This is a genomic window from Rhizobium sp. rho-13.1 (assembly GCF_007000305.1).
Lineage (GTDB): Bacteria > Pseudomonadota > Alphaproteobacteria > Rhizobiales > Rhizobiaceae > Rhizobium > Rhizobium rhododendri.
Genome location: NZ_SCFL01000041.1, coordinates 1 through 11,764, shown reverse-complemented (window position 1 = coordinate 11,764; position 11,764 = coordinate 1). Strand labels below are relative to the sequence as shown.

Sequence of the window (11,764 nt, the reverse complement as noted above, 5' to 3'; positions counted from 1 at the left end):
CCGCTTCGACGGCGATGACGGCGCCGTTGACGTGGAGGGTGAATGAGGCAACCTCTTTCAACAGCCAGCCTCCAAAGCACGGGCTCGGGCCCAAACCGCTCCGCCGATACCCATGCAACCCACTATCCAAAAAAGCGTCTCCTCATTGCGCATCCTAAGCGAAACCCCGTAGGCAACGTCTCCGAGCACGGAGAGGGCGAGGGTGTTTGCATCCCGAGCCTTGGCAATCACGCGGATTGGTGCCTCGATGCGTTCTATTTCGACGATGCCATCTAAGATCTTTCAGCGCCTCGGAGCGCCGATCGTGCATCTTGCGGCTACCAAGGATACCGATGTAGAAGGACATTCCGTCCAGTGCTGCACACAGCACCGGCAGTTCACGGTCGAGATCGTAATGTAGAAGGGCAACCATGTCCTGGTCAGGCAAGGCTTCATCCAGCAGGCTCGAAGCCTCTTCGTGGCGGATGACTGCATAGCCGGTCGAGGCTGCGAGATACGCCGAGCTCTCTGCCCCAATGGAGGTGCCGCTCGGCAAGAGCCGCGGACGCGCATAGGCTCGCAGCAAATGCGCTCCGTCCCAGGTGTTTCGATTTGAGAAGGGTGCGACCTCCAGTGACTGTGCACCTGCACTGTATCGCAGTCCCATGCAACGGCACGCTTTCAGGCCCTCGAGCACGGAATGCAGGCTAAGGTTATCTTGCAACAAGCGGATGGCCAGCATCATACCACCGCCGCACGGCAGGACCATATCGAAAAACCAAGGCCCTTCCCGGAGCCGCACAAACCGGTCGTTCCCGTGCCATAGTCTAAAGAGCCTCCGCAGCCACGGCAGCTTCCGTACAGCCGCCGAACACGTAGCCACAGCAGAGACCCTCCTCGTGAACCGCCATCTGGGCACCAAGCGCGCGCGGCGGCTCAATAATACTGGCCATGCCGATAGTTCCAGCTTTCGAAATTATTCGCCAGAGCCTCCATGATGCGATCAACATCTAGACCTTTACGGATCAATGTGGGGGCAGGCTCAATAGAACGGCATCCACCTTGCTCTGGTACGATTTTTCCGTGTTCATCAACCATCGAAACCATGACACCTTGTTCGTAACGCGATCCAGCTTCCTTTGCCGGCTGGATTGAAGCAACGTAGTCATCAGCTGCGATGACCAAATCCGCCATGGTACCAATACGCGCTCCGATCCCCTCAACCAGCCCTTTATTTCCCTGTCCAGATGGATTAGCAGAGCTCGCGAAGGTCAGTTTTTGCTCAACTTCCCATAGGCGTTGCGCGATTAATTCGGAAGGTGTGCCAAACCGGATGACAAAACAACTTGTTCGGCGGCTGTCCATCACCAAGTCGGCGGCGCCGTCCGGTATGTGCCGAAGCGCCGCCTTTTTCCAGGGCAGAATGCATCCCAACAAAACATCTTCTTTCCAATGCCAAGAATAAAACGCGTCGATCTCTGGAGTCAATTCCGCCAAATCGCGCAGCTGTTCCAACGAACTTACGAGAACGACCCCAGGCTTGTTGAGATTACGTTCTTTCGCAGAAAATTTTCTTCGAAGCCCAGCGCCATCCGATGTCATAATTATGTAACCCACTTTCGTGGGGCTCACAATCATGCCGCCCTCGGCGGTAAGAATATCTATCGCTTCAGGTTGAACAGCACCGTTCCATTGGATTGTTTTTTTTGACATGAAAAATTCCTTTGAAGAGACACCTCAAGAAGTTTTTCGTGCCATATAACCTTGTGAAGTTGCGTTATGTTTTGTTGCGAAATGTTGTTGGCCTTCTGACAAACGCAGAAAAGCCCGGTACAAATTGCTGCGTTTAGCGGTGCATTGACCGTCGGATAAAAATTCCACTGCAGGCTTGTGGAGCGTGCCGATCTGCCGATTATTCTGAATGCGATTATCGAAAAGTTGAAACGGCGGTAGATGTTTTAAAGATAGACATTAGCAGGGTGCGGAAATAGCGCCAATTTTCCCGCCGATCCTCGATAGCTAGCTCGAATACGAGCAGCGACAATGGTTCTTCAGTGGCCTTGTCGGCCCGTTTCGTCGTAATCCGCCCTCTTTAGGCGGATTACGGGCGCGATTAGGCTGTCGCCAGCAGCTTTGGCAGCCTCACCAGATTATAAGCCGTCGCTGTCAGGGTGAACATCCAGCCGACGCGATCCTTTCCACGATGGCGGGTCTTGCGCATTCCGCCGCTGGTCTTGGCCCAACCGAACACTTCCTCGATGCGCTTGCGAATGCGCTGACTGACACCGTAGCCGGGATGATGGGTGGTCCGACCGTCTATGGCCGAGCGTCGGTTCGTCGTGTTCTGGGCGACGTGTGGCGTTACCTTTGCGTCCCGCAAGGCGGCAACGAAGTCGGCCGTATCGTAGGCTTTGTCTGCAGCCAATGTGATGCGATGACGACCATCCATGCTGCCCACCATATCCAATGCTGCCTCGCGCTCGGCGGTGCCGGTCGCATGGGTCAGCGTGGCGGCGACAACCAAGCCGTTCCGGTTTTCCATGGTGACGTGGCCCATATGGCAGAGCCTGGCCGCCTGACCACGGGCCTTCTTATAAAGCCTGGCGTCCGGGTCGGTGGTCGATGCATGGGTTGCGTTGCTGCGCTTGTCGCCGTGGAAATCGCGCTCAGAGTTGCGGCCTTTGGCTTCTGGCGGCTGTTTCCCTTCAGCGCCAGAGCCGCTGCTGTCGGCGTCGCCACCATCTGCGTCGTCCTTGGGCTTGAAGCTCTTCATGCTCGCCCAGGCTTCGATCAAGGTACCGTCCACCGAGAAATGCTCGTCCGACAGCAGCGCTTTCACCCTCGGCTGGCCCAGCAAGGCGGCCAGGAACTTGGCGGCGATGTCGCCCGCCAGGAGGCGTTCGCGGTTCTTGGTGGACACCGTGACGTCCCAGATCGGCGCGTCCATCGACAGGCCGACGAACCAGCGGAACAGCAGATTGTAATCCATCTGCTCCATGAGCTGACGCTCCGAGCCGATCGTGTAGAAGGCCTGCAACAACAAAGCGCGCAGCAGCTTCTCCGGCGGGATCGACGGCCGGCCGATCGATGAATACATCGCCTCGAAATCCGGCGACAGAACTTCCAGCGCTTCGTCTACAATGGCACGGATCGGCCGCAGCGGATGGTTTGCCGGAACGCGGGCTTCGCAGCTCACATAAGAAAATAGTCCCGCTGTCTGGTTGTCACTGCCGCGCATGTCATCCTCCTGCCGAAATCACTCAGCAATGGAATCACGGCAGTACGCTCGCAGCAAGCGCCTTTTTCCGCAGCCTTCTCTATTCGGCGTGTTGAGGTCAAGCACTTCGAGCTATTTCTGCATCGGCATCTAATATCTTTCGCGGTCCACGCTTCTCTCCGGGATCGGCCCCTCGGCCCTCCCACCATAGGATTAGGAGAACAAGGCGGTTCAATCTGTTAGTCGCTCTAGCTGCGATATGCTGCAGTTGAGCAAGGCTGCGGTCGAACTTACCTTGTCCACCGTCCGCGAAGGACATCTTTCCACCGGCTGGCAGAACTCTATTATCTCCCGTTGTTTCCGATTAGGCGGCTTTCGCCACGTCGCTGTCGCGGCTCCACCGGAACTCCGTGCCATCGCTCCACATCCGGTGCATGATCACCGCAAGTCTCCGCGCAAGAGCGACAATGGCCTTTCGAAGACCGCGGCGTTTGGCAACATTCATCGCCCAAGCCTTCAACCAGGACCATTTCTTCACCCGCGTCAGCAACACCTGTGCCGCCTCGTAAAGTAGCCCGCGCATGATCGCATCGCCGCAGGCAGACACGCGGCCAACTCTCTTGCTTTCTCCCGATTGATTGATGACCGGTGTCAGCCCCAAAGCAGGTCCCACCGCTCGGGAGTGCACAAACCGAGCGGGACTGTCGATGGTGCAGATGTAAGCGAGTGAGATCACTGGACCTATTCCGGGTATCGTCATCAACCGCTTGCAGGTGACATCATCCCGGGCGATGTCGAGGACCTTCCGGTGCAGCCGTGAGAACTCGTCCCGGAGTTTTTGGCGGGCGTCAAGCAGGGGAGCGATGATCTCCTTGAGATCGGGAATAGCCTCCAGGAGTTCGTTGATGCGGTTTTCGAATTTACCAACCCTGGCAATGCCCACCTTGAGGCCGAAGTTACGCAGAAGCCCACGAATATCGTTCTCAAATGCGAGCGCCTTCTCCTGGAGCAGCTTACGTGCGGTCAGAAGAGCGCGGCGTTTTTGACTGGTCAGCGTCTTGACGTGCACGGGACGAAAGAGGTTCACCCGCATCATCTGGGCAATACCGCGGGCATCGTTGCGGTCCGTCTTGTTGACCTGCGCTTTGAGAAAGGCTTTCGCATGACGGGTTTCGATGCAGACCGTTGGCAGCTCCGCCTCAACCAGGCCACTATATAACCACTGCGACATCGGACCGGCTTCCAGCCCGATGCGGACAAATTCCCAGCCCAGGCTCTTTAACGCCGCGACCAGATCGTCCGGGTGACTGACGACTTTCATCTCCCGGCAAATCCGACCGGTCTCATCAACGACACATACCGAGGTCTCTTGCAACGAGACGTCAAGGCCTGCAAAATACTGCATGCTGCGCTTCCTTCCATTGTTGTTTGTGGCTGTTCTCACATGACCACGTTTATCATCAACTCGAAGCGCAGCACCTCTTCATCAAACCTGTGATGTCGAGGCAGGGACTCAAGCCGAATATCCTATCTGTTAGAGGCCTGGCTGATGGTGCAAGGGTCCACCTCGTAATTGCGATATCCGCTGAGTTAACGGGACTTCAAAGGAATGTTCGAAGAGCTCGGCTTCGAGATCATAGCACGATCAAACGCGGGTATTGAGCCGTCCGACGAAGATCGGGAAGTGTCCTAGCCAGAAGGTATGGGGAGGTGGCGTAGCTCCGAAGGCGATTGCTCTCCCAGGCCCGGTGTGCGAATCGCAGATCCGGTTGGGCGAGCACCCCGGCCGCCCCTGCAAGCCAGATATCATCCTGATTGTGGCGGCAAAGTGGGTCGCCGCAACATCTCTCAACATAACTAGACCCAACTCAATAATGAGGCATGGCATACCTTTGGACACGGCAGCTTGATTGCCACGCACGAATTAGGAGCGCCGGGAATGAACGATCCAAGGGAGCTTTGTCGTATGTCTTGCATCACTCACCTTCACAGAATTCGGACCAGTCAGTGCCCTTCTTCTGAGGCGAGTTCTGAACTGGATGTCAACGTCCAAGTGTCCCGAACCTAACCATCGTCTTCAGAAAACTCGTCGATGGCCTGTCATGAAGGGACGGTCGTCGGACGCCCGGGCGTTCGTTGGAAGTCACACCCCATTTCTCATCTTTCACCACTTAAAGCGAGATAGTCAGTTGTTTCTCACGGCCCTCCATAAACGCTACGGGGTTGAGCCTCTGCTACAATCCGAAGCCGCTGAATGCGGGCTTGCGTGCCTGGTGATGGTGGCCGGCTTTCACGGTCATCGGATAACTTTGTCAGAACTTCGTCGCCGCCACGCTGCATCCGCAAACGGTACGACTCTGAAAACGCTCATCGCGGTCGCTGACGATCTCGGTCTGACCAGTCGGCCGCTGAAGCTGGAAATGGCAGATATCGGCAAGCTGAAGACACCCTGCATTCTCCACTGGGATATGTCGCACTACGTCGTGCTAACGCATGCATCCGGCCGGTGGGTGGACATCCACGATCCCGCGAGCGGCCAGCGGCGGCTTTCCCTCAACGAAGCATCGAAACATTTTACCGGGATAGCGCTGGAATTCACACCGGCAACCACCTTCCGAAAACGCAAGGTGGTCGAGCGGGTGTGCCTGGCCGACCTTTGGTCCAGGAGCGCCGGCTTCATTCCGAGCCTGCTGCAGATCCTGGCGCTCTCCGCCCTGTTGCAATTCTTTGTTCTGCTGTCGCCGCTCGTCAACCAGATGATTGTCGATGAGGCAATCTCAAAGGGTGATTTCAGTCTCCTGAACGTCATAGTCATCGGCGCGGCATTGCTGCTGTTGGTTCAGAGCGCCACGACCTTGTTGCGCGGATACGTGCAGATGCATTTCAGCACGCTTCTTACCTTTCAGATGCGCGGCAATCTGTTGCGTCATGCCATGCGCCTGCCTGTCCCGTGGTTTGAAAAACGGCGTCTCGGCGATATCCTATCGCGTTTTAATTCCCTTCAGCCGGTTCAGGATCTGCTGACAGGTGGCTTTGTGTCCGGCGCGCTGGACGGGTTAATGGCGATCATCACGCTGGTCGTGATGGTGATCTACGCGCCCTATCTGGCAAGCATTGTGCTGGGCTCGCTGGCGCTGGTCATTTGCATACGCTTGGGGACTTTTCCGTGGCTTCGCAGCCTGACCAACGAGGGTATCCAGTACCAGGCCAAGGTGGATGGTATCCTGCTTGAAACGATCCGTGGTGCGCGGGCATTCAAGCTGTTCGGACGTGAACTGGAACGCCACGGTGTCTGGCAAAATGCCTATGCCGACAGCATCAACAACAATGTACGCGTCCAGAAAATCAGTCTTAAGGGTTCGGCAGGCTTATCCTTCCTGACGGGCGCCGAGATGCTCCTCGTCTTCTATTTCGGAGCCGGCAGCATCATCCGCGGAGAGATGACGCTCGGCATGTTGCTGGCTTTCCTTTCCTATCGGAGCCAGTTCAGCACGGCGGCGTTTTCACTCGTCGACCAGTATTTCAAATTTCGCATGATCGGCCTTCATCTAGAGCGCCTGGCCGATGTCGTGCATCAGGATCCAGAGCCCGCCCTCAATGCCGCAGCCCGGGGGGATCGTCCACTTGCCGGATCACTTCTCGTACGCAACCTCTCCTTTCGCTATGCCGAACGGGAGGCATGGGTTCTGAAGGATGTATCCCTCTCCATAGAGGCGGGGCAGTCCGTCGTCTTTGTGGGCCCTTCTGGCGGCGGCAAGTCTACCCTCTTGAAGTTGTTGATGGGCCTCTATCCGCCGGGTGAGGGCGAGGTGTTTGTGGACGGCCTCCCGCTCGGCGTCTTCGGGATGCGGGCGTACCGAGCCAAGGTCGGTGTGGTGATGCAGGACGACCAGCTTTTTGCGGGGACGATTGCCGACAATATCGCTTTTTTCGATCCTGAGATCGATATCGCTCGGGTCGAGGAGGTTGTCCGGCTTGTTGGCCTTCACGACGAAATCATGTGTATGCCAATGGGCTACATGACCTTGGTGGGAGACCTCGGATCTACGCTGTCAGGTGGGCAGCAGCAGCGAGCTCTCCTGGCGCGTGCGCTGTACCGCAAGCCGTCCATATTGTTTCTCGACGAAGGGACGGCCAATCTGGATGTCCTGTCGGAGCGCCGCCTCATGCAATCGCTGAGCAAGCTCGGAATCACCCAAGTGATGGTCGCCCATCGCCCCGGAGCCATCGAAGGTGCTGCCCGCGCCTTTGCAGTGGAAAACGGCAATATACGCGAGCTAAAGCGCGATGTGCCGGCCCACCCTTTGCAGGTGGTGCCATGAGTACCCTGTTCCGTAGCGAAGCCACTGAACATCGTCGCCGCATTGGCGGGGAGGTGATGATCGCACAACCGGTGAGCCATGGGGTGATGACCACCGTCCTCGGCTGCCTCGTGGTGGTCGGTGCAGCCTATCTCATGACCGGTACCTATGCGCGCAAGGAAACGGTGCAGGGCTACATAGCCCCGACTGGTGGCCTGGCACAGATCTACGCCGCCAAGGGCGGCACGGTAACCCGCGTGCTTGTCCATGAGGGAGATCTGGTCACCCAGGGCCAGCCGATGGTGGAACTGTCGCTGGAGACGACTGGCGCAGACGGCATGGTCGGTGAAAAATTGCGAATTGAGACGCAAGCGCGTATTCAGTCCATCGATACACAGATCAAGGCATCCAACACCCGCTTTGACCAGGAGGAGCGACGTATGTCTTCCCGTGTCGAAGGGCTGGGCAGCGAACTGGCGAGCCAGGAGCAACGTCTGGAGTCTGAACGCCGGCTGCAAGCCCTGCAAACAGACGATACCGGCCACTACGCCAAGCTCCAGGTCAATGGCGGCGGGACGCGTTTTGAACTATCGCGCCGCCAGCAGCAGATCTTTGCCCAGGAGAGCGTCATCCACGAACTCGAGCGGCAGAAGGAACAGCGGCAAGGCGATCTTGTCGATGCACGCTCGCAATTGGCCAGCCTGCCAGCGGACAGGGACGACAAGCTCGCTCAGCTACAAGGTCTTCGCAGCGAGCTCGAGCAATCCCTTGCGCAATTGAAGGTCAACCGCGCCTATGTGGTCGTCGCGCCGGTGTCCGGCCGAGTTGCGGCGCTACAGGCTCAGCCGGGGCAGACTGCCATCACGCAATCGCCTCTTGCAGCCCTCGTGCCTGCTGGCAGCAACCTCGAAGCCAATCTGCTGGTTCCGCCGCGCTCTGCTGGCCTTATCCAGCCAGGGCAGGAGGTACGGCTGAAGGTCGATGCCTTTCCATATCAACGTTTCGGGACGCTTTTGGGCCATGTCGTTCAGGTCTCCCGCGCAACCTATCGCGAGGGTGAGCTTCTGGCTCCCATCGCCCTTACAGCTCCCGTCTACCGGGTCACAGTCAGCCTCGAGCGCACCAGCATCGCCGCGTATGGCGAAGAGCGTCCGCTGACCCCCGGTACGACCCTAATCGGCGATATCGTCACAGATCGCCGACACTTCACCGACTGGATATTGGACCCTCTGATGGCCATAGGCAGCCGGTGATGACTGAAGGAGGGGAAGGCCAGGCAGGCCACCCCCCAACCCAACCTGAAAGGAGACTAACATGAACAACATCATCGAACTCGACATCGCCCAGCTGGATCTCGTGAGCGGCGGCGCCTCCACGGTCGCTTCCACGGTCACCATCGGTGCTGATGGTGCTGTCAGCGGCAGCTACACCTTCGGTTCGAAGTCAGGCACGTTTTCGGCATCGCTGCCGGCTGAAGTCGTACAGAAGGCTGGAACATTCTCGTTCAGCAACGCATCTGGCGGCTTCAACTTCAATAGCTCGTTTGCTAGCTAAACGTCTCTGATCGCAATAAATCCGGCAGCCGGTTCCCGGCTGCCGGTCCATCCTGGATTGGTCGGGCTGTCGTCGCCCGGCAGGCGATTCACATGGGTTTGACAAGTGCCCAACGCGCGTCAATCCGGGTCGTAGCCACTAACTTCGAGGCCGCTTCCGACCGGCAGCATCACACTGCTGATGCCCGGCTTATGCGGGCTTCATTCCGTCATATTACCGTCGCTACGCATGAACTGCACGGTCCAGTCCCGCACGATCTGAAGGGTGACATTGCCCAGCCGCGCCGCATTCGGGCGGGTGGCTTCATCATAGATCAAGCAAGCGCCAACAGTCGACGCGCCTGGCGGCATGATTGCTGTGACGGGCCAGACGCCGGAGACCTTCCTCGCCCAAAAATTCTCGCGGTGAAATCGCTCTCAGCAAACCTCCAGTCTGGAGCAGAGACTATGATCTATTGCCTTCTGGTAAGCCGAAAAGACCAATTTAGTGGGGCGCCGTACTACCGTTATGGTCACCTTTAAGCTGAATGAATTGCTTGCCGCAGATATCAACGTGAATGCCGAAAGCCCAGATCTGTCGCACCGACAAGGGCACCCAAACGCTACGCGCGCCGTCGAGAAAGCTGCAGTAATTGCAAATTGTCGGGGTCTTTTCGCTCTTGATCGAAAAAGAAACTGATGAGTTTCACAACCACCGAATGAGACTTCATATCGGGACTAAATAAAATGAATAGTACCATTAATGCGACGGAGTGATCTCGTGCTAGCACAGGTAAATGCGATGCAGGTCGAAAAGGAAAACGACACTTCTCGCGAACCGCCCGGGGAAGTTTTCAAGCCGTCCAAAAACCCCGAACAGAAGCGTCGCATCAAACGCATCCTTCTGACCGTCGCCATTTTGGCAATGATCGGCGGTGGAATATGGTTCTTACGCTATTGGACGGTCGGCCGGTTCCTGCAGTCCACGAATGACGCGTTCCTTCAGGCCGACCAGACGACAGTGTCGCCAAAGGTCCAGGGATATGTCGAACAGGTGTATGTGGTCGCCAACCAGAAGGTCGCGGTCGGCGATAGGCTTTTGAAGATCGAGCCGCGAAACTATGAGGCTAAAGTCGCCCAAGCACAAGCTGGCGTCGAGTCTTCGAAAGCGGACCTCGCCAGGGCGCAGGCCGAAGCGAAGCGGCAGATATCGTCTGTGGGACAGGCTGAGGCGCAACTCCTGTCAGTCAGGACGCAGGCGCAGTTCGCCCAGAGCCAGGTCGACCGCTATCAGTCGCTTGGCCGCGCCGGCGCGACGTCCAACGAACAGATCGCAACCTACACAAGCCAACGCGACCAGCAGGCCGCGCAGGTCAAGGTGTCCGAGGCGTCTCTGGCGTCTGCAAAGGAGGCCATCAACACCACTGAGGCCGCCGTCAGACAGGCGGAGGCGGCTGTACGGCAATCCGAAGCGCAGCTCGCAACAGTCGAGCTTGATCTCGACGCCACCGAGATCACCGCGCCGATCGCGGGCGTCGTCGGCGACAAGTCGGTAGCCGTCGGGCAATATGTCTCCGCTGGTACGCGATTGATGACGCTCGTTCCGGTCAAAGACATCTACCTCGTTGCCAACTTCAAGGAGACGCAGGTTGAATCGATGCGTGTCGGACAGCCTGCGAGAATCAGCGTGGACGCCATCAGCTCTGGAACCCTCGACGGCGAAGTCGAGAGCTTCTCCCCCGGAACAGGCGCACAATTCGCGCTGATCCCGACCGAGAACGCCACAGGGAATTTCACAAAGATCGTTCAACGCATACCCGTACGCATCAAAATTGAAGCCAATGCGAACCCGCATAATGTGCTAGTCCCCGGTCTCTCTGTCAGTGTCGAGGTGGATACCCACGGCATCACCGATGGCAAAGACAATGCAGTGGAGCTTAGCCAATGAGCCCCACGAAATTGGAGGGGGGAAACAACTCGCCAAAAAAGGCGGACGCTGCGGCATGGACGGCGGTAACCGCGGGTATCGTTGGCGCCCTTATGGCGACGCTGGACGTTTCGATTACCAACTCTGCGCTGCCACAGATACAAGGGGAAATCGGAACTAGCGGATCGGAAGGCACATGGATCGTCACTGCCTATCTTGTCGCGGAGATTGTCATGATCCCGCTTTCGGGCTGGTTTACCAACCTTCTCGGCCTCCGCAGGTTTCTGCTTGTCATGACCTCACTATTCATCTGCTTTTCCATGGTCTGCGGTTTTTCGACCTCGCTTGGCATGATGGTGGCGGGACGCGCGGGCCAGGGGTTCACCGGAGGCGCGATGATACCAACAGCGATGACCATTATCGCCCAGCGGCTTCCCGCCAACCAGCAGTCTATCGGCGTTGCCCTGTTCGGAATTACCGCGATCATGGGACCGATTGCCGGACCTGTTCTTGGCGGATGGCTAACGGAAAACGCCAGCTGGCACTATGCGTTCTTCCTTAACCTCCCCGTAGGCGTCGGCCTGCTTATGCTTCTGACCCTTGGATTGCCGTCTTCAAGGACCAATCTCGAATTGCTTCTTGAAGCGGACTGGCTGGGGATCGTTGGCTTGTCGATGTTTCTAGGGTGCCTGACGGTAGTTCTTGAGGACGGACAGAGAGAAAGCTGGTTCGAGTCGTCGTTGATTGTCCTCTTGACTGGCGTCGCGCTGGGAGGTTTTTGTATGCTTGTCTTGGGCCAGCTTACTGC

At 57.5% G+C, this 11,764-nt stretch carries 9 protein-coding genes; 5 read left to right on the top strand and 4 right to left on the bottom strand.

Annotation, left to right across the window (positions count from 1 at the left end; genetic code table 11):
• Positions 1 to 806 precede the first annotated feature (806 nt).
• The 4 genes from EQW76_RS28020 to EQW76_RS28005 form a co-directional block, all read right to left on the bottom strand.
• Positions 807 to 932 carry an XdhC family protein gene (locus EQW76_RS28020; RefSeq protein ID WP_161991043.1) on the bottom strand — a complete coding sequence of 42 codons (126 nt, stop codon included), beginning with the start codon at positions 930 to 932 and terminating at the stop codon, positions 807 to 809.
• Positions 916 to 1,692, bottom strand: coding sequence for a Sua5/YciO/YrdC/YwlC family protein (locus tag EQW76_RS28015; protein ID WP_142832528.1), 777 nt, complete (start codon positions 1,690 to 1,692; stop codon positions 916 to 918). Before EQW76_RS28015 ends, EQW76_RS28020 begins: the two co-directional genes overlap by 17 nt.
• Before the next feature lie 400 nt (positions 1,693 to 2,092).
• Entirely contained in the window at positions 2,093 to 3,217 is a 1,125-nt protein-coding gene (locus EQW76_RS28010; protein WP_142832529.1) for an IS5 family transposase, read from the bottom strand.
• Positions 3,218 to 3,560: 343 nt separating this feature from the next.
• Complete coding sequence (locus EQW76_RS28005; RefSeq protein ID WP_142832530.1) at positions 3,561 to 4,601, bottom strand: IS110 family transposase; 1,041 nt, start codon at positions 4,599 to 4,601, stop codon at positions 3,561 to 3,563.
• A gap of 784 nt (positions 4,602 to 5,385) precedes the next feature.
• Between EQW76_RS28005 and EQW76_RS28000 the strand changes: the two genes are divergently transcribed.
• The 5 genes from EQW76_RS28000 to EQW76_RS27980 all read left to right on the top strand — a co-directional run.
• Positions 5,386 to 7,518, top strand: a complete 2,133-nt coding sequence (locus EQW76_RS28000) for a peptidase domain-containing ABC transporter (RefSeq protein ID WP_280176918.1) — start codon at positions 5,386 to 5,388, stop codon at positions 7,516 to 7,518.
• The gene (locus EQW76_RS27995; RefSeq protein WP_143123493.1) at positions 7,515 to 8,750 is read left to right on the top strand and encodes an HlyD family efflux transporter periplasmic adaptor subunit; all 1,236 of its coding nucleotides are present in this window, start codon (positions 7,515 to 7,517) and stop codon (positions 8,748 to 8,750) included. Before EQW76_RS28000 ends, EQW76_RS27995 begins: the two co-directional genes overlap by 4 nt.
• A 61-nt stretch (positions 8,751 to 8,811) precedes the next feature.
• Positions 8,812 to 9,051, top strand: coding sequence for a flagellar hook protein (locus EQW76_RS27990; RefSeq protein WP_111220922.1), 240 nt, complete (start codon positions 8,812 to 8,814; stop codon positions 9,049 to 9,051).
• 759 nt (positions 9,052 to 9,810) lie between these two features.
• Entirely contained in the window at positions 9,811 to 10,977 is a 1,167-nt protein-coding gene (locus EQW76_RS27985; protein ID WP_202617241.1) for an HlyD family secretion protein, read from the top strand.
• Positions 10,974 to 11,764 (top strand): MFS transporter (locus EQW76_RS27980; protein ID WP_142832532.1); only part of this gene is annotated, 791 nt, incomplete at its 3' end. The genes EQW76_RS27985 and EQW76_RS27980, both read left to right, overlap by 4 nt.

Excerpts from the sequence above, each read along its gene's own strand:
- EQW76_RS28020 (WP_161991043.1), bottom strand. The coding sequence starts at position 932 with ATGGCCAGTATTATTGAGCCGCCGCGCGCGCTTGGTGCCCAGATGGCG.
- EQW76_RS28015 (WP_142832528.1), bottom strand. The coding sequence starts at position 1,692 with ATGTCAAAAAAAACAATCCAATGGAACGGTGCTGTTCAACCTGAAGCG.
- EQW76_RS28010 (WP_142832529.1), bottom strand. The coding sequence starts at position 3,217 with ATGCGCGGCAGTGACAACCAGACAGCGGGACTATTTTCTTATGTGAGC.
- EQW76_RS28005 (WP_142832530.1), bottom strand. The coding sequence starts at position 4,601 with ATGCAGTATTTTGCAGGCCTTGACGTCTCGTTGCAAGAGACCTCGGTA.
- EQW76_RS27995 (WP_143123493.1), top strand. The coding sequence starts at position 7,515 with ATGAGTACCCTGTTCCGTAGCGAAGCCACTGAACATCGTCGCCGCATT.
- EQW76_RS27990 (WP_111220922.1), top strand. The coding sequence starts at position 8,812 with ATGAACAACATCATCGAACTCGACATCGCCCAGCTGGATCTCGTGAGC.